The sequence below is a fragment of the Streptomyces sp. NPDC002032 genome (genome assembly GCF_042890765.1).
Classification (GTDB): domain Bacteria; phylum Actinomycetota; class Actinomycetes; order Streptomycetales; family Streptomycetaceae; genus Streptomyces.
Window position 1 is genome coordinate 15020 of the sequence record NZ_JBIASM010000015.1, and the last position, 25409, is coordinate 40428.

General features: G+C 74.2%; 30 protein-coding genes and 1 pseudogene. 16 read left to right on the forward strand and 15 right to left on the reverse strand.

The window, feature by feature from the left end; genetic code table 11:
- Nucleotides 1-29: 29 nt before the first annotated feature.
- Nucleotides 30-1121, forward strand: coding sequence for a PP2C family protein-serine/threonine phosphatase (locus ACFYYT_RS28015; protein ID WP_388609643.1), 1092 nt, complete (start codon nt 30-32; stop codon nt 1119-1121).
- A gap of 13 nt (nt 1122-1134) precedes the next feature.
- Here the strand turns inward: ACFYYT_RS28015 and ACFYYT_RS28020 are convergent, their stop codons facing one another.
- The gene (locus ACFYYT_RS28020; protein WP_351826594.1) at nt 1135-1347 is read right to left on the reverse strand and encodes a hypothetical protein; all 213 of its coding nucleotides are present in this window, start codon (nt 1345-1347) and stop codon (nt 1135-1137) included.
- Between the two features lie 468 nt (nt 1348-1815).
- On the opposite strand from ACFYYT_RS28020, the gene ACFYYT_RS28025 reads away from it, so the two are divergent.
- From ACFYYT_RS28025 to ACFYYT_RS28035, 3 genes are all read left to right on the forward strand, one after another.
- On the forward strand, nt 1816-2154 hold the full coding sequence (locus ACFYYT_RS28025) for a PadR family transcriptional regulator (RefSeq protein WP_351826593.1): 339 nt from the start codon (nt 1816-1818) through the stop codon (nt 2152-2154).
- Entirely contained in the window at nt 2151-3035 is an 885-nt protein-coding gene (locus ACFYYT_RS28030) for a hypothetical protein (RefSeq protein ID WP_351826592.1), read from the forward strand. The genes ACFYYT_RS28025 and ACFYYT_RS28030 overlap by 4 nt, the downstream gene beginning before the upstream one ends.
- A gap of 118 nt (nt 3036-3153) precedes the next feature.
- Nucleotides 3154-4224: a substrate-binding domain-containing protein gene (locus ACFYYT_RS28035; RefSeq protein ID WP_351826591.1), complete on the forward strand. Its 1071-nt coding sequence runs from the start codon at nt 3154-3156 to the stop codon at nt 4222-4224.
- Here ACFYYT_RS28035 and ACFYYT_RS28040 read toward each other — a convergent pair.
- From ACFYYT_RS28040 to ACFYYT_RS28055, 4 genes are all read right to left on the reverse strand, one after another.
- A complete protein-coding gene (locus tag ACFYYT_RS28040; RefSeq protein WP_351826590.1) occupies nt 4208-4918 on the reverse strand; it encodes a sulfite exporter TauE/SafE family protein in 711 nt (236 codons plus the stop codon). The two genes, ACFYYT_RS28035 and ACFYYT_RS28040, sit on opposite strands and share 17 nt — an antisense overlap.
- Nucleotides 4915-6384 carry an amidohydrolase family protein gene (locus ACFYYT_RS28045; RefSeq protein ID WP_351826589.1) on the reverse strand — a complete coding sequence of 490 codons (1470 nt, stop codon included), beginning with the start codon at nt 6382-6384 and terminating at the stop codon, nt 4915-4917. Before ACFYYT_RS28045 ends, ACFYYT_RS28040 begins: the two co-directional genes overlap by 4 nt.
- Entirely contained in the window at nt 6381-7709 is a 1329-nt protein-coding gene (locus ACFYYT_RS28050; RefSeq protein ID WP_351826588.1) for a solute carrier family 23 protein, read from the reverse strand. The genes ACFYYT_RS28045 and ACFYYT_RS28050 overlap by 4 nt, the downstream gene beginning before the upstream one ends.
- Nucleotides 7710-8044: 335 nt before the next feature.
- A complete protein-coding gene (locus ACFYYT_RS28055; protein WP_351826587.1) occupies nt 8045-8686 on the reverse strand; it encodes a C39 family peptidase in 642 nt (213 codons plus the stop codon).
- A 600-nt stretch (nt 8687-9286) separates the two neighbouring features.
- Here ACFYYT_RS28055 and ACFYYT_RS28060 point away from each other — a divergent pair.
- Together ACFYYT_RS28060 and ACFYYT_RS28065 are read left to right on the forward strand one after the other, a co-directional pair.
- Nucleotides 9287-9628, forward strand: a complete 342-nt coding sequence (locus ACFYYT_RS28060; protein ID WP_351826586.1) for a hypothetical protein — start codon at nt 9287-9289, stop codon at nt 9626-9628.
- Nucleotides 9629-9684: 56 nt separating this feature from the next.
- On the forward strand, nt 9685-9846 hold the full coding sequence (locus ACFYYT_RS28065) for a hypothetical protein (protein ID WP_351826585.1): 162 nt from the start codon (nt 9685-9687) through the stop codon (nt 9844-9846).
- A 76-nt stretch (nt 9847-9922) separates the two neighbouring features.
- Here the strand turns inward: ACFYYT_RS28065 and ACFYYT_RS28070 are convergent, their stop codons facing one another.
- The 5 genes from ACFYYT_RS28070 to ACFYYT_RS28090 form a co-directional block, all read right to left on the reverse strand.
- Nucleotides 9923-10198 carry a helix-turn-helix transcriptional regulator gene (locus ACFYYT_RS28070; protein ID WP_351826584.1) on the reverse strand — a complete coding sequence of 92 codons (276 nt, stop codon included), beginning with the start codon at nt 10196-10198 and terminating at the stop codon, nt 9923-9925.
- Complete coding sequence (locus tag ACFYYT_RS28075) at nt 10198-10683, reverse strand: DUF2975 domain-containing protein (RefSeq protein WP_351826583.1); 486 nt, start codon at nt 10681-10683, stop codon at nt 10198-10200. Before ACFYYT_RS28075 ends, ACFYYT_RS28070 begins: the two co-directional genes overlap by 1 nt.
- 140 nt (nt 10684-10823) lie before the next feature.
- Nucleotides 10824-11333: a RidA family protein gene (locus ACFYYT_RS28080; protein ID WP_351826582.1), complete on the reverse strand. Its 510-nt coding sequence runs from the start codon at nt 11331-11333 to the stop codon at nt 10824-10826.
- 153 nt (nt 11334-11486) lie between these two features.
- Nucleotides 11487-12968 carry an MFS transporter gene (locus ACFYYT_RS28085; protein ID WP_351826581.1) on the reverse strand — a complete coding sequence of 494 codons (1482 nt, stop codon included), beginning with the start codon at nt 12966-12968 and terminating at the stop codon, nt 11487-11489.
- 379 nt (nt 12969-13347) lie between these two features.
- On the reverse strand, nt 13348-13911 hold the full coding sequence (locus ACFYYT_RS28090) for a GNAT family N-acetyltransferase (protein WP_351826580.1): 564 nt from the start codon (nt 13909-13911) through the stop codon (nt 13348-13350).
- A gap of 180 nt (nt 13912-14091) precedes the next feature.
- On the opposite strand from ACFYYT_RS28090, the gene ACFYYT_RS28095 reads away from it, so the two are divergent.
- The 4 genes from ACFYYT_RS28095 to ACFYYT_RS28110 all read left to right on the forward strand — a co-directional run bounded on the left by ACFYYT_RS28095 (nt 14092) and on the right by ACFYYT_RS28110 (nt 16492).
- Nucleotides 14092-14532, forward strand: a complete 441-nt coding sequence (locus ACFYYT_RS28095; RefSeq protein ID WP_351826579.1) for a hypothetical protein — start codon at nt 14092-14094, stop codon at nt 14530-14532.
- A gap of 82 nt (nt 14533-14614) precedes the next feature.
- Nucleotides 14615-14878: a hypothetical protein gene (locus tag ACFYYT_RS28100; protein ID WP_351826578.1), complete on the forward strand. Its 264-nt coding sequence runs from the start codon at nt 14615-14617 to the stop codon at nt 14876-14878.
- 177 nt (nt 14879-15055) lie between these two features.
- Complete coding sequence (locus tag ACFYYT_RS28105; RefSeq protein ID WP_351826577.1) at nt 15056-15676, forward strand: hypothetical protein; 621 nt, start codon at nt 15056-15058, stop codon at nt 15674-15676.
- Nucleotides 15677-15859: 183 nt separating this feature from the next.
- A complete protein-coding gene (locus ACFYYT_RS28110; RefSeq protein ID WP_351826576.1) occupies nt 15860-16492 on the forward strand; it encodes a hypothetical protein in 633 nt (210 codons plus the stop codon).
- A 23-nt stretch (nt 16493-16515) separates the two neighbouring features.
- Here ACFYYT_RS28110 and ACFYYT_RS28115 read toward each other — a convergent pair whose 3' ends face one another.
- The 3 genes from ACFYYT_RS28115 to ACFYYT_RS28125 form a co-directional block, all read right to left on the reverse strand.
- Nucleotides 16516-17928 carry a diacylglycerol/lipid kinase family protein gene (locus ACFYYT_RS28115; protein WP_388609660.1) on the reverse strand — a complete coding sequence of 471 codons (1413 nt, stop codon included), beginning with the start codon at nt 17926-17928 and terminating at the stop codon, nt 16516-16518.
- Nucleotides 17929-18104: 176 nt separating this feature from the next.
- Nucleotides 18105-18893: an SDR family oxidoreductase gene (locus tag ACFYYT_RS28120; RefSeq protein WP_351826575.1), complete on the reverse strand. Its 789-nt coding sequence runs from the start codon at nt 18891-18893 to the stop codon at nt 18105-18107.
- A 191-nt stretch (nt 18894-19084) separates the two neighbouring features.
- Complete coding sequence (locus ACFYYT_RS28125; protein ID WP_351826574.1) at nt 19085-20710, reverse strand: FAD-binding oxidoreductase; 1626 nt, start codon at nt 20708-20710, stop codon at nt 19085-19087.
- A gap of 63 nt (nt 20711-20773) precedes the next feature.
- Between ACFYYT_RS28125 and ACFYYT_RS28130 the strand changes: the two genes are divergently transcribed.
- Both ACFYYT_RS28130 and ACFYYT_RS28135 read left to right on the forward strand, forming a co-directional pair.
- Nucleotides 20774-21406, forward strand: coding sequence for a TetR/AcrR family transcriptional regulator (locus tag ACFYYT_RS28130; RefSeq protein WP_351826573.1), 633 nt, complete (start codon nt 20774-20776; stop codon nt 21404-21406).
- 195 nt (nt 21407-21601) lie between these two features.
- Complete coding sequence (locus ACFYYT_RS28135) at nt 21602-22579, forward strand: hypothetical protein (protein ID WP_351826572.1); 978 nt, start codon at nt 21602-21604, stop codon at nt 22577-22579.
- Between the two features lie 71 nt (nt 22580-22650).
- Here the strand turns inward: ACFYYT_RS28135 and ACFYYT_RS28140 are convergent, their stop codons facing one another.
- Nucleotides 22651-22824: a CsbD family protein gene (locus ACFYYT_RS28140; RefSeq protein WP_351826571.1), complete on the reverse strand. Its 174-nt coding sequence runs from the start codon at nt 22822-22824 to the stop codon at nt 22651-22653.
- Between the two features lie 109 nt (nt 22825-22933).
- A complete protein-coding gene (locus ACFYYT_RS28145) occupies nt 22934-23335 on the reverse strand; it encodes a hypothetical protein (RefSeq protein ID WP_351826570.1) in 402 nt (133 codons plus the stop codon).
- Nucleotides 23336-23527: 192 nt separating this feature from the next.
- On the opposite strand from ACFYYT_RS28145, the gene ACFYYT_RS28150 reads away from it, so the two are divergent.
- The 4 genes and pseudogenes from ACFYYT_RS28150 (at nt 23528) to ACFYYT_RS28165 (ending at nt 25397) form a co-directional block, all read left to right on the forward strand.
- Nucleotides 23528-23716, forward strand: a complete 189-nt coding sequence (locus ACFYYT_RS28150; RefSeq protein ID WP_351826569.1) for a hypothetical protein — start codon at nt 23528-23530, stop codon at nt 23714-23716.
- Nucleotides 23713-23778, forward strand: a pseudogene (locus ACFYYT_RS28155) (small membrane hydrophobic protein); the annotation flags it as partial. The gene ACFYYT_RS28150 and the pseudogene ACFYYT_RS28155, both read left to right, overlap by 4 nt.
- A 187-nt stretch (nt 23779-23965) precedes the next feature.
- The gene (locus ACFYYT_RS28160) at nt 23966-24460 is read left to right on the forward strand and encodes a cupin domain-containing protein (RefSeq protein ID WP_351826568.1); all 495 of its coding nucleotides are present in this window, start codon (nt 23966-23968) and stop codon (nt 24458-24460) included.
- 166 nt (nt 24461-24626) lie between these two features.
- Entirely contained in the window at nt 24627-25397 is a 771-nt protein-coding gene (locus ACFYYT_RS28165; RefSeq protein ID WP_351826567.1) for a 1-acyl-sn-glycerol-3-phosphate acyltransferase, read from the forward strand.
- The last annotated feature ends 12 nt before the right edge of the window (nt 25398-25409 follow it).

Below are 25409 nucleotides of genomic sequence, written 5' to 3' on the forward strand. Positions count from 1 at the left end.
GCCCCTCTTGTCCGGATACTCTGGGCAGTGTGATCGAGTCTGGACGGCCGCGGCTCCGTCGGCGCTACGGCCCCGGAAGGCTTGTGCGGCTGTCGCCGGTCATCCTGACCGTCGTGATTGCCAGCCTCGCCTATGCCACTCCTCCGGAGATGGCCTTCAGTCGCCTCCTGCCCGCGGCGCCGGCCCTGGCGGCCGCCATGTGGCCGGTCCTCCCCACCGTCCTGCTCGGGACGGTCTGCCTCCTGCTGATGATCGGCCTCAGCCTCGTCTTCCCCGATCTGGGTACGTGGTGGACGGCCGCCGGGATCATCGCGGTCACCGTGGCCGCCGCGTACGGGAGCCACGCCCGGCTCCAGCGGGAGCGCACCCTCATCCAGGTACGGCTCGTCGCCGACGCGGCGCAGCAGGTGGTGCTGAGCCCCATGCCGCGCCGCCTCGGAAACTTCGAGATCGAGTCGCTGTACCTCGCGGCGGCGGCGGAGGCCCGCATCGGCGGGGACTTCTACGAGGTGGTCGACACGCCCTTCGGGATCAGGCTCCTCATCGGCGACGTGCGGGGCAAGGGGCTCCCGGCCGTGGGGGCGGCCGCCGCGATCGTCAACGCCTTCCGGGAGGCCGCGTACGCCGAGCCCGACATGGTCGAGGTCGCACGCAGGCTGGATGCCAGCAGCACCCGTTACAACGCCGCCTTCGCCCCCGACGGGCCGCTGGAGCGCTTCGCCACGGCCCTCCTCGCCGAAATCCCGCACGGGGGCCGCCACATCGACATCCTCAACTGCGGACACCCGCCACCGCTGCTGCTGAACGGCAAGGGGGTGCGGGTCCTCGAATCGGCCACCCCCTCGCCCCTGCTCAGCCTCGCGGAGCTGATCGGCGATCACTACACCGTCGACACCTTCGCCTTCGGCCCCGACGACCTGCTGCTCCTCTACACGGACGGGATCGCCGAGGCCCGCGCGCGCGACGGCGAGTTCTTCCCGCTGGCCGCCTGGATGCGCCGACAGCCGCCGACGCCGCCGCGCGAACTGCTCACGGCGCTGCACCGCGACCTCGTACGCCACAGCAGAGGACGCCTCGACGACGACATCGCCGCCCTCGCCGTACGCCTGCGCGCGCCCTGAGGTCCGGGGCGGGTCACGTGCCGTGACCGCCGTGACCGCCGTGGCCGCCGTCGAACCAGTAGTCGCCTGCGGCGAGGTAGCGCGAGGCATGGGCCCCCTGGGCGGGGTTCGCACGACGGACGTCCGGGACCGGGCCGGCGGCCGGGCGGCCCGGCCCGTCCGGAGCGTCCGACGGGAGGGCGAAGGTGACCTGGTTACGGCCCGTGAGCCGCTCGCGTTCGAGCACGGTGTTCTCCAGCTGTGGAAGTCGTCGGGATGGACCCGGGCGCCCTCGCGTTCGCGCGGGCCGGCCGGCCGGCCGTGGTGGTGGCACGGGCACGCGGCCCGGACCACGGCCACCTGTCCGCGAACCGCCGGGAGGGCGGGGAGGGCGGGGAGCGGGGGCCGGTTCTTCGAGCCCGGGGGCGGGGGAGCGGAATCGGTCCGTCGCGGGACCCGGCCGGTCTTCGTTGACCGGCCGGGCCCCGCGTGAGTGGACCTCTCGTCGCCCTGTCACCGTGACACGCGCGGGCGCGCAGCGCTCGGCCGGGAGCCGTGGGTGTAGGCCAGTCGGGGGACCCCCGGGCGCAGGACCTGCTCACGCTCTTCGTGGAGCCGGCCCCGGCCTTCGCCGACGGGGCCGGGCCCGGCCACCCCGGCGCATCCAATGAGTCGGTCATCGACACATGCCGCTTACCGGGCTATCGTGCGGGATGTGAATGACAAACCACTGCGCGAACCGACCCTGCTCATCCTCACCGCGCTCGCCGACGCCCCCCGGCACGGGTACGCGATCGCCCAGGAGGTCGGCAAGATCTCGGAAGGACGCACGAAAATGCGCACGGGAACGCTGTACGGCGCCCTGGAACGGCTCCTGGAGGAGCAGCTCATCGCCGTCCACGAGGAAGAGGTCGTCGACGGGCGCCTGCGGCGCAGCTATGCGCTCGCGCCGCGCGGCCGCGAGGTGCTGGCGGCCGAGGCGGCCCGGATCGCGCGTACCGCGCAGGAGGCCACCCGCCGACTGGCCCTCGGTGGCCGGGGGGTGACCGCGTGAGCGCGCTGGTGAGGCTGTACCCGGCCGCCTTCCGGCGGGAGTTCGGCGACGAGATCGCGTACACCTACCGGGAGGCAACACGGGGAGCGGGCCGGCGGGTCCGGATCCTGGAGGCGGGCGGTGTCGTCGGCCACGCCCTGCGCCTGCGGCTCGGGCTGGGCTCCGCCGGGCGCCCCGGGAAACTGGTGGCGGCGGTGGCGCCGTTCGCCCTCGTCTCGGTCGCGGCGGCCTCGATGAGCTGGGCGAGGATGGGCTGGTGGGTGGTCACCGGCGGCGGCTTCGCGATCGGCGACCCGTTCTCCCAACTGCTGGCGGCCCAGCTCGTCACCGTGCTGGGCGCGTTCCTCGCCCTTGCCGGGCGGTGGGCCGCGGGCACCTGGACCATGGCGGCCGGCGTCGTCGCGGCCATGGTGGCCGACGGTTTCCGGCCGGGCGGCGATCCGGTCGGTTCGGTCCTCCTCTTCAACGGACCGCTGCTGGCCCTGGCCCTGGCGGCCCTGATCTGCCCGCCCGACCTGCGGCCGGCCCCCCGGACCCGTACGCGGACCGGGACGGTGGCGGTGCTGGTGTGGGCGGCGGTGGTGGCCGGCGCGGTGGTGGCGCTGCCGCCGTCTGCCCTGCCCCCGGGGCTGAAGTTCGCCGGCCCCCTGGCCCTGGGGGTCGTCCTGGCCGGGCGGCAGGCGTTCGCGCGGTTGCGCACCGCACCGGCCGTCCTCCTGGCGGGCCTGCCCCTGGTGTTCCTCGGCGTCATCCCCGGCGGGGTGGCCCCGTCGCTCCTCACCGGCGCGCTCGGGCTGCTGCTGGTCGCGGCGGTGGCGGTGAGCGTCCGGCGCCGCCGCGCCGGCCGGAACCCGGCCCTCGACCAACTCGGCGGTCTCTGAACGCCTCCGCGCGACGGCACGCGCGCGATGGATCTTGCGGGAGGGGCGGCGGGGTCCCGGCCCGTCGGGGAAGATGGCGGGGTCAGCCGTTGTCGAGACGTGGGGAGCGTGCGCGTCGATGACGCCGTCCGGACTTGGGCCCAAGCCTCCGACGATCGCCGATGTGGCGCGCGTCGCCGGGGTGTCGCGCACGACGGTCTCGCACGCGCTCAACGGGCTCGGAAAGGTCGATCCCCGGACCCGGGAGCGGATCAAGCAGGTCGCCGCCGAGCTGGGGTACCGGCCCAACCTGCGGGCGCAGCGGCTGCGGCGGGGGCAGGCCAAGGCCATCGCGCTGGCCTCGTCGATGCCGTTCGCCGTCGCCGGCGGGACCTCGCGGCTCGGGTTCTACATGGAGATCGCCGCGGCCGCCGCCGAGACCGCCCTCCTGCACGACTACGCCCTCGTCCTGGTGCCGCCCGTGCGCTCCGGGTCCGGGCTGCACTCCGTCGACATCGACGGGGCCATCGTCGTCGAGCCGGACGTCGGCGATCCGGCGGTGGCGCTGCTGCGGGAGCGCGGACTGCCGTACGTGGCGCTCGGGCGGCCCGTCTCGGCCGCGGAGGAGGCCCCGTACGTGGACCTGCGCGGCGGGCTCGTGGCCGAGATGCTGCTCGACCACCTGCGCGAGCAGGGCGCGCGGCGGCCCGCGCTGCTGATCGGATCCGGCGAGCGGCACTCCTCCGTCGACGCGCGCGCCGCGTACGAGCGGATGGCCGCGCGGTACGGATGGACGCCGGTCGTGGCGTCCGCGCCCGAAACGGGCGGGGAGCAGGCCGGGTACGAGCGGTGCGCGGCGCTGCTGGCGGAGCATCCCGGCACCGACGCCGTGTGTGCGCTGGTGGACGTGTTCGCGGTGGGGGCGGTCCGGGCGATCCGGGAGAGCGGCCGCTCCGTACCGGATGACGTCATGGTCGTCACCCGGTACGACGGGCTGCGCGCCCGGACCTGCGATCCGCTGCTGACGGCCGTCGACCTGCACCTGGACCGGGTGGCGGCCGACGCGGTGGAACTGCTGCTGGGGCGCTTGCGGGGCGGGGCGGGGGCCACCGCGTCGGTGGCCGCGCCGCCCGCGCCTCGGCTGGTGGTGCGGGCGTCCTCGCTGCGGGCGGGCCCGCCGGTGGCGGCTCCCGTCACACCCCCAGCATGAGGACGAGGCCGGAGACCAGGGCGAAGACCAGGACGAACAGCCGCATCCTGCGGGCGTCGAGCCGGTGGTGGACCAGCCGGCTCAGCCATGCTCCGGCGCCGATCGCGGGCAGCAGCAGGAAGGCGGGGCCGAGGTCTCCCGGATGCCCCCTGCCGGTCGCGAACAGCAGGACGAGCGAGGCCACTTCGCCGATGAGGAAGCAGACCGCGACGGTCGCGCGGAGTTCGGCGGGCGGCCGGTGCTGGTACACGAGGGCGAGCGGGGGCCCGCCGACACCGGTCGCGGTCTCCGTCAGTCCGGTCACCGCCCCCGCGCCGACGTAGGCGAGCCGCCCGGGGGTGAAGGCGGGCGCGGCGAGGCTCACCACCGCCGCCAGGACGGTGGCGGCGCCTACGAACAGGCCGATGCTGCGGTCCGGGATCAGCCAGAGCAGCGCGAGGCCGCCGGGGGTGGCGGCGAGTCTGGCACCGGTGATCCAGCCCGCGCCCCGCAGGTCGAGGGCGGCCCGTTCGCGCCAGGCGACGTACAGGTTCAGCGGGATCATCGACGCGAGGACGAACACCGGGAGCAGGCCCGGGTCGAGGATCCCGGCGACGGGCGCCACGATCAGGGCGAAGCCGAGGCCGCTGCTGCCCTGGACGAAAGCGGCCACGGCAACCGTGAGGGCGAGGACGGCGAGGGTCGCGGTGCTCATCGCGCGGCGCCCCGCCCGCTGCCCAGCCCGGCACCTTGCCCGGCGCCCAGCCCGGCGCCCCGCGCGGTGCTCCGCGCACGGGCGGCGGCGGAAGTGGGGTGGGCCCGGGTGATCGGGGCCCGTTCCACCGCGGCGCGGGCCAGCCCGACGGCCCGCCTGACGAGCGCGGAGCCGTCCCAGCCGGTCGGCAGCCCGCGCCACATGCGCAGCCGGCCCGCGACGAACACCGCGTCGATCTGGTCGCGGTTGCCGCGCCGCACGAGCTCCCAGGGAAGGTCCCAGGACAGCGCGAGTTCGGGCGTGGTGACGTCGACGAGGAGGAAGTCGGCGGCCAGGCCCTCGGCGACGGCGCCGGTGCGGGCGCCGAGGCCCACCGCGTCGGCGCCGCCCCGGGTGGCGTGGTCGAGCCAGGTCCAGCCCGCCCCGCAGGAGGAGTCGCCGGTGGCCAGGCCATAGGCGATGCGTTGGGCGAACTCGGCCGCCTCGGTCAGCCGGAAGCCGTCGCCGCGCGTGCCGTCGGTGCCGAGGCCGAAGCGGATGCCGCGTTCGGCCAGGGTGGTGGCCGGGGCGACGGCGTTGCCCTTCCAGGCGCTCGCCACGGGGTTGTAGCTGACGGCGGTGCCGGTGTCGGCGAGCAGGGTCAGCTCGCGGGGGGTGAGCAGCGTGGCGTGCGCGGCGAGCAGATGGGGGCCGAGGGCGCCGATCTCGTACAGGTGCTCCAGGGGACGCAGGCCGTGCCGGACGAGGGAGCGTTCGACGCCGGCCAGGTGTTCGTTGACGTGGATCTGTACGGTCGCCCCGGCCTCGGCGGCGAGGCGGGCCGTGCGCCGGAGCGTGGCGGTGGTGGCGGCCTCGGGGACGGAGACGGCCAGGGAGGCGTGGACCAGGGGGTCGCCGTCGTAGCGGGCCAGGTGTTTCTCGGCGCGTTCCGCGGCGCCGGAACGGGGATCCCCGGACCCGCTCCCGTCGGGTGCCGCGTCGTCGCAGATCAGGCCCAGTACGCAGCGGATACCGGCGTCGCGTGCCGCCGAGGCCACGACGTCGACGTCGACGCCGGTGCGGTTGCCCGCGTCGGTGACGGTGGTGAATCCGCCGCGCAGCGCTTCGAGCGCCGCCAACTTGGCCGCCGTGTAGGCCGATTCCTCGTCCAGGGCGCCCTCCAGCGGAACCCAGACCCGGCGGAAGATCTCCGACGGCTCCCCGTAGGCGAGGGCCGAGCCGAAGGTCTGGGCGAGGTGGTGGTGGGCGTCGACGAAGCCGGGCATCAGCAGGTGCCCGGGGAGCCGTACGGGGTCGAGGTGGGCGTGGGCGCGCCGGATCCGCTCCGCGTCGCCGACGGCGAGGAAGGAGCCGTCGCGGACGACGACCGCCGTGCCTTCGGCCGGGCCCTCGGGCAGCAGGACGGCGTCCGGTACGAGGAGGAACGGGCCGGGCCCGTCGAGCAGGTCTCGGGTGAGCTGGTTCATCGGTTGCTGTCGTCGCTTTCCGTACGGCCGGCGGCCACGCGCGCGGCGATGCCGGGCCGGATGTGGTGGAAGAGGAGGTTGAGTACGGCGGCCGTGAACGCGCCGACGGCGACGCCGCTTTCGAGGAGGATGCGGAGGTTCGGCGGGAACCCCGTGTACACGCCGGGAACGAGGATGGGCAGCAGGCCGAGCGCGAGGGCGACGGCGCAGACGAAGGTGTTGGTGTGCTGGTCGAGGTCGCAGCGGCCGAGCATCTGCACGCCGAGCACCGTGATGACGCCGAAGACGACCATGGCGGTCCCGCCGATGACGGCCGACGGGATGACGCTGATGGCGTGGGTGACGGGCGCGAGGAAGCCGATGACGATGAGGACGACGCCCGCGGCGGCGGCGACGTAGCGGCTGCGGACGCCGGTGACCCGGACGATCCCGATGTTCTCGCCGCTCGTCACCATGAGGGGCAGGCCGAAGCACCCCCCGATGACGGAGGTGAGGGCGTCGCCGCGGATGGTCTTGGGGACGGCCGTGCGCCGGTCGATGTCCTTGCCGACGGCCTCGGCGTTGATGACGGTCTGGCCGGTGGCCTCGGCCATGGAGGCGAGGCTGTAGAGCATCAGGGGCAGCGCGGCGACGAGGTCGAACCGGGGGGAGCCGAAGGGCAGTGGCTGCGGCACGCTGAAGAGGCCGCCGCCGGCCGCGCTCCCGAAGTCGACGGCGCCCACGGCGGCGGCGAGGGCGGTGCCGGCGAGGAGCCCCAGCATGACGGCGAGCTGGCGCAGGATGCCGGCGGACAGCAGGTAGAAGAGCACGGTGAAGCCGATGGTGGCCATGCCGAGCCCGAGGTTCACGGGGTCTGCGAAGCCGGGCCGGCCCGGCCGGCCGGTGACGAGGACGGCGCCGACCTTCACCAGGTTGACGCCGACGATCACGATCATCGTGCCGATGACGAGGGCGGGGAAAAGGGTCAGCAGCCGCGAGAAGAGGGGGAGCACGACGAAGGAGAACACGGCGGTGAGGATGACCGCGCCGCCGGCCGTGCGCAGGCCGTGCTGGTCGGCGATGGCGAGGAAGAGGATGAGCGGCGCGCCGCCCGGGAGCATCACGAAAGGCAGGCGGGGGCCGAACTTCCAGGGTCCGAGCGACTGGATCAGGGATCCGACACCGGAGAGCACGAAGGCGGCGGAGAGGAGGTTGACGGTCAGGGCCGGCCCGAGGCGGAGGGTGGCGCTCATCAGGAAGATCGCCGAGATGGGAGTGGCGGCCATGACGAGCACGTGCTGGACGCCGAAGAGGAGGATCCGGGCGAGCGGGCGGGACTCGTCCACGGGGTGCACGGCCCGCCGGGCGGGGGCACCGCTTGGGCCGACGGGTTCGGCCGGCTCCGTGCTGGGCGGGGGTTGCGTACCGGGGAGGGCGGGGCGGGGACTTGACACGTTCGAGCTCCGATCGGCGTTCGACACGCTTGGGTTCAGCCGCGATCCGGCCCTGGACGGAGAGCCAAAGCGAAGGGGCCAAATCGATTTGGCCGCCAGTATGTGAGGGCCCCGGAGTGCCGTCAAGGGTTCTGACCATGCCCGTGCGCGAGGGCGTCGACGACTCGGGGGCCGGGCCGCGGACGAAAGCGGAGATCAGCGTTCCGTGCGCCGGTGCGCGGCGGGGGTTACGGCCGGTCCTGCGGCGCGGCCCCCAGGACGACGCCCCGCCCCGCGAAGAACCGTCCGAGGTCCGCCTTGGGTACCCGGTGGAACCGCTGCGAATGGTCCGGGAAGCCGGAGGGATTGTGGATCGTGATGTGGTCCGGGCCCGAACCCACGGCGAGCACCAGGTGCCCGCCGCGACCGGCCGGCCGAGGGTCGAGCGTCCGGATGGTCTTGTACACGGAGATCAGCACCAGGCGCCCCCGCGAGATCTCGGCGTCCACCTCGTCCACCGACAGCCGGGGCCGCGCCTCGGCGAACAGCCCCCAGCGGGAGGCGACCCAGGTGGCGAAGGGGGCGTAGATCAGCCCCTGTACCTGATCGCCCTCGCGTACGTACGCCCCGGCGGCCAGGGCCTCGCGGACCAGCGGCACCGACGCGGGCACGGGCCGCCCGAAGTGGCCGAGCGCCATCCGCAGGCACGCCATGCCGCACATCCGGGGCGCCCAGAAGGCGTACTCGGCGGCCGTACCGGCACCGGAGGACCGCCACAGCGGATCGTCGGCCGCCGCGACGGAACCCGACACGAAGCCGGGCACCAGGGCGGACGACTCCCACTGGGAGAAGTACGGGACGCGGTGGGTCGTGGTCGCGGTCGCGGTCATGCCTGGCTCGCTTCTCGCTCGGAGGGCCGGTGGGCGGCGGGTGCAGGGGGCGGCGGCGCGGTCGCCGCGCCGGACGGCCACCGGACCGCACCGCCGGACTCCCGCAGCCGCGTTCCGCCACGCTACCCCCCGCTCCGACGCCCGCCCGGGCCGCACACGGCCGTGCCCAGCAGGCGGTGCGGGCGGTGCACGGGGTGCGGGCGCCGTCGCGACGGCTCATGGCCCGTCAGGATCGGCCCCAGACCTGGTTCGCGGCACCCGTGCAGACGGCCTGACGGACCTCGCGGCTACGGTGATCATGGAGGCCGGTGCGGACCGGAAGGGCCTGCGGCCGGTCCCGTGTGCCGGTCCCGTGTGCCGCTCCCGCACGTCGATCCCTTGGAGAGACGTCGGTGTTGCGCATCCACTTCACCGCCGAAGACCTCACCCGCGTCCGCATCGCCGGCGCGCCCGACTGCCTCGCCCAGACGGTCCTGAGCCTGCCGCTCCTCCCGGCCGGGGAGCCGGGGCGGCCGGCGCCCGTCGCCCTGGGCGGATGGCGCGAGCGCACCCGCCGGGCTGGAACTGGCCCCCGCCGGCCCGGGCGAGTACGTACCGGAGGTGTTCGCGCACGCGGCCACCGCCGGCCTCGCCGACAGCCTGGAGCACACCTGGTCCCTGCCGTCCGTCCAGTGGGCGACGGACCGGCCGGTCACCCGGACCCTGCGGCCCGCCACCTCGCGCTGGATCCATGCCCTGCACCACGGGGACCGCGCCTGGGGCGAGCTCGTACGACGCCGGCTCCACGGCTACCACGCCCTGGCCGTCGCCCCGTACTGGTCCCGGCTCCTGGCGACGGCGAACGCCGAGCGCGGCCGGCGGGCCCTGGCGGCGGTCGACACCGGCGTCGAGGGCTGCTCGGCACGCTGCACCCGGAGATCTCCAGGTCGCCGACCGTCCTGACGGTCCCTTGCGAGCTGGACGCGGACCTGGAACTGGCGGGCCGGGGCATCCTGCTCGTGCCGACCTTCTTCTGTCCGCGGCCGCTCGTCCTGGTCGACCACGCCGACGCCGGGCGTCCGCCGGTCCTGCGCTATCCCATGGCCCGGTCCCTCGCCGACCGCGCGTCCGTGGTGGCCCCGGGGACGCAGGGTACGGGCGAGGGTCTGACCGACTCCTGACGACCTGTCGGGACGGCCCCGCGGTCCGTCACACCCTCACGCCGCTGGGCCGCGCCCTCCTCGGCGGCTGACGGCCTCACGCGCCCGCGGCCTCCGCGGCTTCCCCGGCCCGCCCGGCTTCTCCGGGCCGCTCGGCCTCCGCGGCTTCCTCGGGCTCCCAGCGGAGCAGGTCACCCGGCTGGCACGCGAGCACCTCGCAGAGCGCGGCGAGCGTCGCGAAGCGCACCGCCTTCGCCCGGCCGTTCTTGAGCACCGCCAGATTGGCGGGCGTGATCCCCACACGGTCCGCGAGCTCGCCCACGGACATCTTCCGCCTGGCCAGCATCACGTCGATGTCGACGGCGATCGGCATCAGATGACCTCGTCCAACTCGGCCCGCATCCGCGAGGCTTCGACGTCCCGCGCGACGGCCTGGGCGAGCAGCATGCGCAGTACGAGCACGATGAGCGCGACCCCCAGGATGGCCACGCCGATCCCGCCCATGATGAGGGTGACGCCGGGGTCTTCCCGCTGTCCCGGCGCGTTGATGGCCGTGACCGCGAACCACATGAGGGCGATCGAGGTGATCGCGCCGATCACGACGTCCACGTAGCGGAAGGCGGTGTCGGAGAACACGGTTCCGCGTCGCACCATCGTCACCAGCCGCCATACGCAGATCAGGGCGGCCTGGACCGACACCATGCCCAGGACCACGATGGCGCGCAGCGGGGTCAGCGGGAGCGACCCGTCCTCCGGATCGGCGACCAGTGCCCACACCATCGATACCTGAATGAACACGGTGCCCACGAGCAGCACCCCGAGAACGGCGCGCAACGCACGCACTGCCAGCTTTCCCACGACCCATCCCTCCATCGAGTTACGATGGGAATCTATCGAGATTCGATAGGTAGGGCAAGGGGGGTGGTACGGCGGGCGGCGGACCACGGCTGCGTGGCCCGCGCCGCTCGGCGCCTACGGAAGCGGCACGGCCCCTCGGGTCAGGAGCGGGGTGACGTCAGCGCGACGGCTTCGATCTCGACGAGCTGGTCGGGGAAGGCGAGGTCGGTGACGCCGAGGATGGTGTCGGTGGTGCGGTGGTTGCCGACGTACTCCTTGTGGAGACGGGCGGCGGTGTCGAAGTTCTTGCGCAGGTCCTTCGTGTAGATCTTCATGCTGATGATCTGGCTGCGGGGGATGCGGTAGTGGGCGAGGACCTTGTCCAGGTTGTCGAACGAGGTGCGGACCTGCTTCTCGAAGTCGCCGACGCCGACCAGGTTCCCCGCCGCGTCGTGGGAGAGCTGGCCGGAGATGTAGATCGTGTTGCCGGCCTTGATCGCCTGGGAGTATCCGTAGGACTCCTCCCACGGGACGCCGTGTCCGAAGTGGTCCCAGCCCCGCCGGCCCTGGTCCTGGGCGACGGCCCCGGTGGGTCCCGAGACGGTGATCATCGCGGCCATGACCGCACCCACCACGGTGGCGATTCCGAGCCTGCGTCCCGACTTGGTCATTTTCTTGTCCCTTCGTCCCGAGTGGCGCCTGGCGCGATGATGCTGGCACCGCGGGAAAGAGGACTCCTCGAAGGGCGATCGACCGGCCGTCGAACCGCCCGCCCGGGCCGGGGGCACGGCGGTATCCGGAGCCGGGTACGGCCGTGCAGCGGCTCAGCCGGACCGGCCGTCCGGCCGCCGGGGCAGGAAGAACATCAGGGCCCACATCAGGGTGAGGGCGGCGCCGACCCACCCGAGGACTCCGGTGAACGCGTCGCGGTTGATCGCACCGTCGGACGAGCCGTCCGTCGCGGAGAAGAACACGAGGGCGGTCAGCGCGGTGCCGAGGGCGATGCCGAGATGCATGGCGGTGTTGAACAACCCCGAGGCGGAGCCGGCGTGCTCGTGCGGGACCGTGGCGAGCGACATGTCGGCGAGCGGCCCCCCGACCGTCCCGAGGCCGAAGCCGAGCAGCACGACCGGGAGGGTCATGGCGAGGAGGGTCAGGTCGGCCTCTCGGCTGCCGACCTGGAATCCGTAGGCCGCGACCGAGGCGAGGGCGATCAGGGATCCGGCCTGGGGCAGGAGGCGCCCGAGACGGCCGGCGGTCTTCATCGCGACCGTCGCGCCGCCCAGTTCGCCGAGGGCGAGCAGTACGAAGGCCGCGGCGGCCCCCAGCGGGCCCATGCCCAGGCCGAGCTGGAGGTACAGCGTCCAGGTCATGAAGAAGAGCCCGCACAGCAGGCCGAGCACCAGCTGCGCGGACAGCCCGCCGCAGAACTGCCGGTCCCGGAAGAGGGACGGTGCCGCGAGCGGGGCGTCGTCCTGCCCGCGCCGCTGGTGGCGGACGAAGACGCCGAGCACGAGCGGTCCGGCGGCGAGCATGGCGAAGCACCACAGCGGCCAGTGGTGGGTGCGGCCCTCGGTGAGCGGAAAGATGATGAGGACCATCGCCAGGGCGGAGAGCAGCATGCCGGTGAGGTCGAGCCGGCCGGCCTGCCGCGCGGTCGACTCGGGGACGAACCGCCGGCCGAGGACGATCACGGCGAGACCGACGGGCACGTTGATCAGGAAGATCGGCCGCCAGGACAGTCCGAACAGGTCCAGCTGGGTGAGCAGGCCGCCCAGCACCGGCCCCAGGACGCCGGCGAGCGACAGGACGGCCCCGTACAGGCCGAAGGCCTTGCTGCGGTTCTCGCCGTCGAAGGTGACGTGGAGGGTGGCCAGGACCTGCGGGATCATCAGTGCGACGCCGGCCCCCTGGAGCACGCGGGCGGCGATCAGCACACCGGCGCCGGTGGCGGTGCCGCACAGCAGCGAGGCCAGGGTGAACGCGACGGTGCCGACGAGCAGGGTCTTGCGCCGGCCGTGGAGGTCACCGAGGCGTCCGCCGGTGATCAGCCCGACGGCGACGGTCAGCGAGTATCCGGCGGTCAGCCACTGCACGGCCGCCGGTCCGGCGCCGGTCGACTCCTGGACGGCGGGGAGGGCGGTCAGGACGACCGACTGGTCGAGGATGTCCATGAGCTCGGCGACCAGGAGCACCACCAGGGCGATCCGGGCACCGGTGGCCGTTTTCGAGGGATGGTGCGGCGTGGTGTGAGCCGGGGGCTCGCCGAGGTGCTGAGGCTCGTTGCCGAGCGCGGGGGAAGACACGGGTGGGCTCCTGATCCGGGAATCGGGGAGCCCTGCCGCAGCCGGCGCCGGGGCCGGAGCACACGGATCCCGGGGCGGACGGCAGAGCTGCACCCGGGGAAAGACAGGGAACGACGGGGGAGGGTGACGCGGCTCAGGCCGGTGCGACGTCCGCCCCCGGACACGTTCGACGACTCAGAACGTGGGGGAACGCGGACCGCTACAGGGCCTGGGGGATAGGAAGTCACCTCGGGATCGGAGCGGAAGGAACGGCAGGATCAGACGCCGCCGCCGGATTTTCCGGCGCCGGGACCGGTCCACCGTACGACATCGCACGAGCGGACGCGACGGCCGGACCCGCACCCGCACCACGAGGCGGTCCGCCGTCCGCCCCGTCCCCTCAAGGGCAGGGCATGCTCATGAAGAGCGCCTGCTCGCCCTCGGACCGGGTGCCCTGGTAGAGGGCGGTGTCCAGGCCGCAGAAGGCGAAGCCCAGGCGCCGGTAGGCGTGGATGGCCGGGGCGTTGACGTTGGTCACCTCCAGCCAGAGGTGTCCGGCGCCGCGCTCCCGGGCGAAGTCCACGGCCTGCCCCATCAGTGCGCGGCCGACGCCACGGCCCCGGTGGCCGGGGGCCACCTCGATGTCCTCGATGGTCAGCCGCCGGTTCCACGGGGAGTAGGAGACGGCGGCGAACCCGGCGACACCGCCGTCGGCCGCCTGGGCCACGAACGTACGCCGGTCGCCGCCCCCGTCTTCCTCGACCACTTCCTCGTCCTCGTCCTCCGGGAACACCTTGAGCAGCGGCGGGTCCACCGCGACCTCGCGCAGGGCGAATCCGTCCGCGGCCACGGCCACTTCGAAGACGGTTCCGGTGGTGAAGGAGCCGTCGACGGCCGCGATGGCCTCGGCGTCCTCGGGACGGGCGACGCGGAGCGTGTACGTCGTGCCTTGGGTCGTGGTCATGCCCCGAGGCTATGCCCGGCCCGACCCGGCGTGAGTCCGGGGCCGCCCGGCCGAGCGGGGTTCGAGGCCCGCTCCTCGCGCCTCGCCGCCGGCCCCGGAGTCCGCGCGGCCGTAGTTCCTTCGGGGGGACGGGAGCTCCGCGTGGCATACGGGACGGCCCGCGGAGGGCATGTGCGCAGCATGACGTCGAACGAAGAGCGCCCCGACCGTGCACACGAGCGCCCCGAGGGAGTCGGCGACCTGACCGTCGAAGCCCTGGGGTCGCTGTCGAAAGCGCTGGAGACGGTCGAGCGGGCGCGGGGCCACCTCTACGGCTTCCACCAGCTGACCGGGACGGCTGACCTGGAACTGGACCGGACGGTGCGGCTGTTGCGCGAGGCGGGGCATGCCCAGTGGGCGGACCGCGTGGAGCAGGAGGTACTGGGCCGCAACGTGATCCCGGGCCACTGGACCTTCCAGATCGTCGAGGCGTACGACCGCACCTACTACGAGCCGTTCCGCGATCTCGATCGGCAGGCGGTGGACGACCTGGCCGCGGGCCGCGCTCACCTGTACGAAGCGGAGATGAAGGAGGCGCGCCGCACCGCCGGCCACCCCGATCACACCTCGCGCCCCGCCTGAACGGCGGCAACAGGGTGGAGCGGCTCGTAGAATTCCTCAGCCCCGTGCTGTGGTCCCGGGGGAAGGGCAGGCGGCGGGCGGGATGAGCACGGTGGATGACCGGGTGTACTGCGGTGACGAGGGCTACTGGGTCCGGCCGGCCCCGGGCCGTTTGTACGTGAGGCTGACGGGCGGGCCCCTGGACGGCCAGCTCCTCGACGTGACCAGCCTGCCCGACCAGGAGCGGGCGGAGGGCGTGCTCCTGATGACCGACCGCGGCCTCTACGGGCCCGGCGGACGGGCGCTGTACAGCCCTTCGGAGACCGACCCGGACGGCACCTTCTGCTGGGACGGCGACACGCCCTGACGGGGCGACGCCCCGGCGCGGCGGACCGGGCTCCCGTCCGGCTCACGTCGCGCCGTGGACGTTTACCCGCGGGAACCGGTGGAAGAGTCGATTCCGACGTACGGACGACCGGCCGGCCGGGCCTCATCCGGCCGGGACCGGCCGCCTTCGCGCCATGACCCGGACGGGAGCCCGCCGATGCGCCTCTACGCTCAGACCCCGGCACGCCGCAACCGCCAGGTGCTCGGGGACCTGGTCGCCGTGGCCCTGATGGCCGCCGCCGTGTGGTTCGCCCTCGCCGTACGGGATGCGGTCATGCTGCTCGCCGAACCGGGGCGGAAGGTCGAGAGCTCGGGCGACGGCCTCGCCTCCGAGCTCGCCAAGGCAGGCGACGCGGCCTCGCGGGTCCCGCTCGTCGGCGACCTCCTGAAGAAGCCGCTCCAGTCGGCGGCCGACGCCAGTACCGGGTTCGCCGACGCCGGGCAGTCCCTCCAGGACACCGTCGGCCAGATCGCCGACCTGACCACCGCCGCACTCATCGCCGTCCCGGTGGCCTTCGTCCTGCTGCTGTGGCTGCCCCCGCGCCTTCGCTGGATCCGGCGCAGCGCCACCGTCCGGCACCTCCTCGACGCGCCCGGCGGCGCCGACCTGCTCGCCCTGCGCGCCCTCACCGGGCCGCCGGGCGACCTCGCCGCACTTCCGGTGCCCGCGGGCGGTCTCGCCGACGCCTGGCGCCGGGGGGACCAGCAGGTCATCGCCGACCTCTCCGCGATCGCGCTCAGGAGGGCGGGCCTGCGGCCCGACGGCCCGGCCCGGTGAGGCGGAAGGCCCGCAGGTACCGGCCGGAAGACCGGTCCTGTGCGAAGTGCCGCGCCCCGGGCCGCCCGTTCAACGGCTGTACACAGGACGTCCACCGGATTCCGGCACGCTGGTGGTGTCGTGCAGCCGCCGTCACCGGCCCGCCAGGGGAGGACCGGTGCCGCACCGCGAGGGGGATCCGCCATGGCCACCGCTTCGATCACCGGGAACGTCGTCAACGTCGACATCGAGGGCGCCACGCCGCTCCGACTGGGCATGTCCCTGCAACGCCATTCCTACCGGCACTGTGCCACCAGTCCGGCCGCCGTCGCGCTCAACAGCCTGTACCACTCGACCGTCGACGACGCCACGATCATCGCGGAGGCCGTCGAGGTCGGCGAGCAGGCCGAAACGCTGCTCCTGAAGGCCGGGGGCAAGTGGGCCGCCCTGTTCGGCAAGACCCTCACGGTCGGCTCGCGCCGCACCTACCTCGTCGACAACAGCGCCTTGAACCCCAACGGTTCGCCCAACCACTTCTTCGTCACCGGCGGCGACGGCGTCTGGGCGAAGATCCCCCAGCTCGACTACATCGCCGCCCGCGACGTGCGCCGCGTCGAGGAGGCGATCGCGGCCCGGCAGACGCGCAAGGACAAGTACGACTACCTGGACCCGAAGAAGTTCGCCGCCAAGCAGGCGGAGTCGGGTGGCGGGGACAACCCCGTCGTACTGGCGGTGGTCGCGGCGCGCGTGAGCATCGCCCTGGCCTCCCCGGACGACAAGGCGCTCCTCGCGGCCTCGGGCCGCAAGGACATCGTGGACCTCATCCGCAACCGCTGAGCGCCCCGCCCGGACGCCGTCCCTCAGGCCCCGCGGCCGACCGGACGGTTGAAGGCGAGCCGCAGGACGTGGCGCCAGTCGAGGGCCGGCGGGGGCGGGACGGCGCCGGGCCGCGTGCGCGGCAGGACGACGCGCAGGACACGGGGCTTCAGCACGCAGACGACGGGGGAGGGCATGAGCAGGGCCTCGCCGTCCACGGCGACGGGGATCTCGTCGCCGCCCGCACCTTCGCCCCCGCTCCCGCTCCCGCCCCCGCCGAAGACCTCGACCCGGCGCCCCGTGGTGACGAGCAGCCCGGGGGACTGGGCTCCCCGGAGCGCCAGGTCGGCCGCCTGGGCCGCGGTCTCCACATGGATGCCGAGGACGCCCAGCACCCCGGTGTCGAGGCGGGGCCTGAGGCTCGCGCCCCCCAGGACGTCGGGGGCGCGGTACGGGTTGTTGCTGACCAGCAGGGCCTGGCGGGGCGGAAGCGCGACCCCGTCCACGCGGGCTCCGACGTGGTCCGCGCTCCCGGCGAGGAGGTCAGGGAGCAGCCCGAGGGCGGTCTCCGCCTTGGCGTCCCGGTACTCCGGGCGCTGCACCACGTCCGCGTACACGCCGAAGGACACCGTGTTGACGAAGGGCCGGCCGGAGACGAAGCCCAGGTCGACCCGGAGTTCCTCGCCGTCGGTCAGCGCGTCGAGGCAGCGCGCGGGATCGGTGCGGTCCAGGCCGAGGTCCATGGCGAAGTGGTTGCGGGTGCCCGCCGAGATCACCAGGAAGGGCAGGCCGTATTCGGCGGCGACGGCCGCCACTTCCGCCTGCGTGCCGTCCCCGCCGGCCACCCCGAGCAGGTCCGCTCCCTCGGCGACGGCCCTCCGGGCCAGACCGGTGACGTCCACCGGATGCGAGGGGTCGAGCAGGACCACCCGGGCGCCCAGCGCCTCGGCGCGCGCGACGAGGCCGAACCGTTCGACCTTTCCGCCACCCGATTTCGGGTTCATGATCAGCACAGGGCGACGCGGCCGCGCGGCCGGACGGGTCCGCGGCGGACGCGTGGGACGTGAGCGGCGCAACGCCTCCCGCGCCGCACCCACCATCGCGGCCCAGCACACCCCCATCATGAGGGCCCACTGCCACATGCCGGACACGGTCAGCAGGGCCAGCGCACCGCTCGGCGACGCGACCGCGACCACGGCGCCGAGGGCCCGGACGGGGCCCCGGTGGGCCAGGAACCACCACACCCCGGCGGCGCAGGCCACCAGGGCGGCGAAGGTGAGGGCGACGACCGCGAAGCCCCCGCCGCCGCCCGCGAACACCAAGGCCGCCACCACACCGGCCGCAGCGAGCACGGCCGCCCGGGCCGCCCACCGGCCCGGAGCACCCCCACCGCGCCCCGGCCGTCCCGGCCCTGCCGACCGCCCCGCGCTGCCGGTGCGGTTCTCGTCGTCTGCCACGCTCTGGCCCCCAGTTCGCCGTTCCTCGGCCGCATCCGTGCGCGCCGCCCCGTACGTATACCCGGGGACCGTCCGATGCCACGGGCACCACCACCGGACTCCGGGTGCGCGGCGGGCAAGATCCTACGGCTCCGGGCCGCCGCAGCCCCGCGCGCGCGGACGCGACGCGGCGGTGGTTACGGCAGGATGGAGTCCACGTACCCGCCGTCCACCCGGAGCGCCCCGCCGGTGGTCGCCGAGGCGAACGGTGAGGCCAGGTACACCACCATGTGGGCGATCTCCTCCGGCTCGATCAGCCGCTGGAGCAGCGACTGGGGCCGGTGCACCCGCATGAACTCCCGCTGCGCCTCGTCCCAGGGCAGGTCCCCGCCCACCAGCTCGCGGACGAACTCCTCGACGCCGCCGGTGTGGGTGGGGCCGGCGATGACGGAGTTCACGGTCACACCGGTACCGGTGGCCTCCTTGGCGAACCCCCGGGTCACCGCCAGCAGCGCGGTCTTCGACATCCCGTAGTGGATCATCTCGGCCGGGATGACCACCGCGGAGTCGCTCGCGATGTTCTGGATCCGGCCCCAGGACCGCTCCTTCATGCCGGGCAGGTAGTGCCGGATCATCCGGACGGCGGTGAGCACGTTCGTGTCGAAGTACCGCCGCCATTCGGCGTCGTCGATCTCCAGGGCCGGCGCCGCTCCGAAGACGCCGAGGTTGTTGACGAGGATGTCCACCTGCGGGACCGCCTCGAAGACGGACCTGGCCCCCTCGTCCGTGGTGATGTCCCCGGGCGCCGCGAGGAAGGCGCCGCCCGCCGGGCCCAGACGGCCCACCGCCTTCTCGACGGAGGCGACGGAGCGCCCGTTGACGGCCACCCGGGCGCCCGCGGCGGCCAGGCCCGCCGCGATGGCCGCGCCGATCCCCTGCGTGGACCCGGTCACCAGGGCCGTCCTGCCGGAAAGGTCGATGAGCATGCCTGTACCTGCCTGTCCTGCCGCGGCGCGGCCCGTCGGGTCTCCCCCTCCCTTCACCGCTTCCCCGTCCGGGCGGATTCATCACGGGCCCGACGGCTCGTGACCGCGCCGGTGACCACCCGCATGCCGTACGGGGCGACGGAACCCGTCACCAGGGTCCCCCAAGTCCCCGGCCCCGGCCGGGGCGCCGTTCAGTCGATCAGCACGCCCGGATTGAGGATCCCGTGCGGATCCAGGGCCCCCTTCGCGGCCCGCAGGGCGAGGGCGAAGGGTTCGGGGCGCTGACGGTCGTAGCCCGGACGGTGGTCGCGCCCGACGGCGTGGTGGTGGGTGATGGTCGCCCGGTGGCGGTGCAGGACGTCGACCGCGACGGCCTTGAGGTCGTCCCACAGGCCCACCTCGTCCCCGGGACGACCCGCGGCGAGCACCGTGAAGTAGGGCGCGGCGCCGTCCGGATAGACGTGCGTCAGGCGGCAGTTGATCATCGCCGGATGGCCGGTGGCCTTGAGTGCCGCCCGGCCCACCTCGGTGCGCACCGCCTCGATTAGCCCCGGGACGCGGTCCCAGGTGGCCGCCGTCTCGAAGGTCTCGGCCATCGCTCCCATCCGCGCCAGGCCGTCGCGGAGGTAGGGCATCCGCAGGAAGGCGGCGCGCCAGGCGCCCACGGCGGCGTCCCCGGAGCCCCCGTCCGCGCCGCCGCCGCGTCCCGAGCCGCTGCCCGGCCGCGTCCCGGTCCGGCCGCCATGGGAGCGGGCCAGGTCGAGGGCCTGTTCGAGGCGGGCGCCCACCGGTTCGTCCGCCGATTCGAATCCCAGCACCAGTACGGCCCCCGTACCGTCGCCCGCGCCGGCCAGCGCGGCCTCCCCGGCGTCCAGGAGACGGCAGTTGGCGGGGGAGAGGTCGCCTTGGGCCAGGGCGCGCACGGCCCGGAGCGCGTCCTGGAAGCCGGCGAACGTCACCGAGGCGGACTCCCTGTGCCGGGGGCGCTGCTGAAGGCGCACCCACGCCTCGGTGATGACGCCGAGGGCGCCCTCCGAGCCCAGGAAGAGCCGGTCGGGGGAGGGGCCGGCCCCGGACGCGGGCAGCCGCCACGAACTGCTGGTGCCGGCCGGGGTGACGACGTTCAGCGACTGCACGAACTCGTCGATGCGGGTGCGGCCGGTGGCGTAGTGCCCGCCCGCCCGGGTGGCGAGCCAGCCGCCCAGCGAGGAGAACTCGAAGCTCTGCGGGAAGTGACGCAGGGTCAGCCCGTGCGGCCGGAGCTGGGCCTCCAGGCTCGGGCCGAGGGTGCCGCCCTGGATGCGCGCGGCCCGGCCCCCGGCGTCGACCTCCAGTACGCGGTCCATGGCGGTCAGGTCGAGGGAGAGCACCGCCCGGTGCGCGTCGCCGCGGTACTCCACGCCCCCGGTCACGGAGGAACCGCCGCCGTACGGGATGACGGCCACCCCCCGGCCGCCGGCCCAGTCCAGCAGGTCGGCCACGTCCCGGTCGTCCACCGGACGGGCCACCAGGTCGGGTATCCGCCCGGGCCGGCCGCGCAGGGCCCGTACGACGTCCCGGTACGCCTTGCCCATCGCGTGGGCCGCGCGGTCCGCGGGATCGGTGGCGACCAGGTGGGCGAGGCTGCGCGGCGGCTCCACCGAGGGGGCGCCGACGCGCAGGTCGCCGACGCGCGGTACGGGGAGCGGGCGGGCGAGGGTGCCGGGCAGCAGGGAGCCCATCGCGGTGCACTCCGCGTCGTCGGGATGCGCGTCCGCCCAGCCCCAACCCCACCAGGAGCGGATGCGGGACGTCGGCTGCGCGGTGGTGCCGGCCATGGGGCGCTCCGGTGCTCGAAGTAACTTACCTTGAGGTAAATTACCTACTGATAATATCCGTTCATGGCAACCCCTCCTCCCAAAGCCGGCACCAAGGGAGTCCCGCGCGAGCACCGGCGGCAGCAGATCCTGGCAGCCGCCACCCGGGAGTTCGGCACCCGCGGCTACGCTGCCGCCTCGCTCCCCGCGATGGCCGCGCGCGTCGGGGTCACCAAGACGCTCCTGCACCAGTACTTCGGCACCAAGGAAGACCTCTACATCGCCTGCCTGGTCCCCGTCGGCGACCGGCTCCTGGAGACCATCCGCACGGCGATGGGCCCGGACGGGACCACCGCGCAGACACCGCTGCGCGTACTGCACGCCCTCTTCACCGCCCTGGAGGGGCAGCGGGAGGCCTGGTTCGTGCTGTACGACTCCTCGCTGCCGCCCGGCGGCGAGGCCGTGCGCCGGGCTTCGGAGTACTGGTCGGCCATCGACCGTCTCGCGGCCGGCGGCACCGCCGAACTGCTGCGCGCCGCCGGGTCCGCCGATCCGCTGGACGCCGACGCGCTCACCTATGTCTGGCAGGACCTCGTCGCCACCCTCGTGCGCTGGTGGGTGAAGCATCCCGACCAGACCCCGGCGGCCATGACCGAGCGCTGCGCCCGCCTGTTCGCGGCCGCCGCCACCCTCACCGCCGACGCGCACCGCGGCTGACCGGGCCCACCGGCCCCGGCCCGGACGGCCGGCCGCCCACCGCGGCCCCGCCGCCGTGGCTCACCCCTGCGGCGGGGCGCGGTGCTCGTCCTGCTTCCCGTCCCGAACGCCGGACAGCGGCGGGGCCGTTCCCGTACGGTGGGCGCGTCCTGAGCCCGCGCCCGTGTGGGCGCCCGTGCCGGTACCGGGGGGAACATGGCCACCGCCACGACCGTCGTCCGCCGGGGACAACGCGCCTGGCTCGTACTCGCCGCGACCGCCGCGGTCGTCCTGCCCCTCACCGCGCTCTCGGACATCAGCACGCCCTGGCCGGAGCTGCTGCCCCGGCTCTTCGCCGACATCCTGGCGGAGGCCGCCGTGCCGGGCGTCATCGCCCTGAGCCAGTACGTACTGCTGCGCTCCGGCCGGATCGAGCTCGCGGTGGTCGGCGTGGCGGGCCTGAGCGGAGCCGTCATCGGCGTCAACAGCGCCCACGGCAACGCGGGAGTTCTCCAGGGCATCCTCCTCGCCGCCCTGCTGTGCCTGCCCTTCGCGCTCGTCAGCGCCTTCCTCGCGGTGAAGGCCGACCTCGGGTACGCGATGGCCGCGGCCGTCGCCGTGCTCGTGGGGGCCGGGCCACTGGTGTCGGAGGTGGCCCCGCAGACCGTCAACGCGGACGCGGGGCTGCTGGCCGGGCTGGGCACCGTCACGCCCGTACCCGTCCCCTTCCTCGCGGCCGCCGCCCTGTTCGCCGTCGTCGCCTGGTCCGCGCCCAGACAGGAGGCGTGCCTCGGGGGCGGCGGCGCGGGATGGGTCCGCGTCGCACTCGTCCTCTACGTCCCCGCGTTCCTGCTGGCCGTGTGCGCCGGCGCCCTCTACACCGCGCGGGTGCGGGCGGCCGTGCCCAAGGGGCTGGGCGACCGCTTCGTCCTCCTGGCCCTGCTGGCCATCCTGGCGGGCGGCGCCAGCCTGCGCGCCCGCCGCGCCACCCTGGCCGACATCGCCGTCGGATCCCTCTTCGCCGCGTCGTTCACGGTGTTCCTCCAGCTCAAGGGCGTCGGCGCCGCCCGCTTCGGCGTCTACGTGTCACTGGCCTGCGTCGCCTTCCTCATGCTCGACACCCTGCGCCTGCGCCGCCTCCCGAGCGCCCTCCCCGCGCCCCTCCCGGCCCCGGACTCGCCTTCCCCCGCCTGAGGGCGCGAAGAGGCCCCCGACCCGGGGGAGTGGGTCGGGGGCCTCCCCGTGGAAGGGGCCTGCCGCCGGGTTCAGTGGCGGAAGGCGTCCTTGGTCTTCTCCTTGGCCTGACGTGCGTCGCCCTTGGTCTGCTCGGCGCGGCCTTCGGCGGTCATCCGCTCGTTGCCCGTCATGCGGCCGATGGCTTCCTTCGCCTTGCCCTTGGCCTGCTCGGCGGTGGCCTTGCTCTTCTCGGTGCCCGACATGGGGACCTCCTCGCGTCGTACCGGATCGGTCGTGACTCCTCGCCTGCTCACATCCGGCGCCCGTAAACGCAGCGACCTCCAGCAGCCGGGCCGGGCGCAGCCGCCGGGCTCAGCCGCCGGGCTCGACCGGGGCCGCGCACCAGGGGCTGCGCCACCGCGCGGCGATCTCCGCGGCGCGGGCGAAGTGCGGCGCCGCCTCCTGCGCGCGGCCCAGGAGCAGGGCCAGTTCGCCGAGGGTGCGGGCGAGCGGGCGGACCGCCACGGTGAAGCCGGGCGTGGGCGGCGGCGCGTTCCGGCAGGGCAGCAGCGCCGCGTACAGTTCCCCGGCGCCCGCCCGTTCCCCCGGCATCACCAGGGTCATGGCCCGGAGCGTGGCGAGGAGTTTGAAGAGGTAGTCCGTGCGCAGCGGGCCCGCCAGGGCAAGGACCTCCCGCGCCTCCCGCGCCTCCCCGGCGGCGGCGAGCGACGCCGCGAGGATGTCGCCCGCGGGCGGCCCGAAGTCCGCGTACACCCGACGGGCCCGCGGCAGTGACTGCCGAGCCCCTCCCGTCCGCGGCTCGCCGGCAACGCGGCCGTCGCGAGCGCCTGGTGCCCCCGGGCGTGCGGCGAGCCCTGCCTCCGCAGGGTGCGCGTCGTCCGGCAGCCCCGCTGACGTCCGCCAGCCGTCCTCGTCATCCGTCCCACCGCCCCCAGGAGACCGGCCATGGCCCGCAAGCACGTCACCACCGCCCTCGCCGCCGTCGGCGCCGCGTTCATCCTCTGCGTCGGCCTCGGCTACCTGTTCGCCCCGCAGTCCATGGCGCCCGACTTCGGCATTCCGGCCTGGCCACGGCAGGACGGCGCCGCCTTCCCAAGGTCAAGGGCGTCCGTGACATCGCCACCGGCTTGGTGATCCTGGCCCTGCTGGTCACCGGCCACCGCCGGGCACTGGGCCGGGCCATGGCGGCCATCGTCTTCGCCCCGGCCGGTGACATGCTGATCGTGCTGTCCGAAGGCGGACCGGCGGGTACGGCGTACGGGTGCACGGGGCCACCGCCCTGGCCGTCGCCGTCACGGCCGCCCTGCTGCCGCGCGAGCGGCCGACCGCCTCCGCCGCCCCCTCACCCGTCGCCGTCACCCACCGAGAGAGCGAGATCCCGAGATGTCCTTTGCCGTGCCCTCCTTCGACGAATCCGTGGTCGTGCGCTCCGCCGACGCCGAGACGACCGGCGCCGCTCCGGCCACCATCCGCCTCCTCGCCGACAGCAGCGCCACGGGCGGCGCCCTGTCCACCCAGCGCGTGACCCTGCTGGACGGCGCGAACGGCGCCGCGCCCCACCACCACTCCCGGTCCGCGGAGATGTTCTATCTCCTCGACGGCACCGCGCAGCTGCTGTCGGGCGAGCAACTGGTGACCGCCGAGCGCGGGGACCTCGTGATCGTGCCGCCCGGCACCGACCACGCCTTCGCCGCGGCGCCGGGCGAGAACGCCGACATCCTGATCGTGATCACCCCGGGCATCGAGCGGTTCGAGTACTTCCGCCACCTGGAGCGGATCGCCTACGGGAAGGTTCCGCCGGAGTCGCTCCTGGACGTGCAGGAGCTCTACGACACCTACTTCACCCGCAGCGAGACCTGGACCCTGGCCCGGGGATGACGGGGGCGGCAGGTCCGGCGCCGGAAACGGCGAACGAATCAGCGAATGCCCGATCGGCCCGATCTTCGTGATCAACCGTCGCGACGGCCGTTGGTTCCCTGACAGGTCCGGGCGGCCGTGGGCAGACCCGCCGCCGGACAGCGGCGGAAGACGGGTGTCGACAAACATGACCGAAGTGTTCGATCTGGCCGGATCCGAGTTCCGCTTCGTCCGCGGACTGCTGGGCGGGGCAGGCCAGGAGGCGTGGGAGCGGCTGCTCGAATGGTTCATCGACGACTACTTCCGCCTCGACCTGCTGGGGCTGGAGAACATTCCGGCCGAGGGGCCGGCCGTCGTCGTCTCCAACCACTCCGGAGCCTGGGGACTGGACGCCTTCGTGTTCCAGAAGGCCCTCGCCCGGGCACTGCGGCGTCCGCTGAGCGTGCTCGCCGCCCCGCTGGTGTTCCGGCTGCCGGTACTCGGCGGGTACGCGGCGAAGAAGGGCGCCGTGCCCATCGACCCCCGGGTGGGAACGGCGCGGCTGAACAACGGCGAGCCGGTCGCCGTGTTCCCCGAGGGAATCTCCGGGCTGGAGAAGCCCTACCGGGACCGCTACCGGCTCCAGCCGTTCAGTGCGGGATTCGCGGTGGCGGCGATCAGCTCGGGCGCGCCCGTGATTCCCGCCGCCATCATCGGCGCGGAGGAATCCAGCCCCAAACTGGGCGAGATGCCCGCCCTGGCCCGGATGCTGGACCTGCCCTACCTTCCCCTCACCCCGCCCTTCCCGTTGCCCTCGAAGTGGCAGATCGTCATCGGTGAGCCGATGGCGCCGCCGGTCCGGCCGGAGGGGATCAGGGCGCGCTCCGAAGCGGCCCGCCGGTGGTGCGTCGAGGTGCGGGACACGGTGCAGGAGATGATCGATCGCGAACGCGGCCGGCGGATTCCGCCCCAGGGGTAGGGCTCCGGCGGA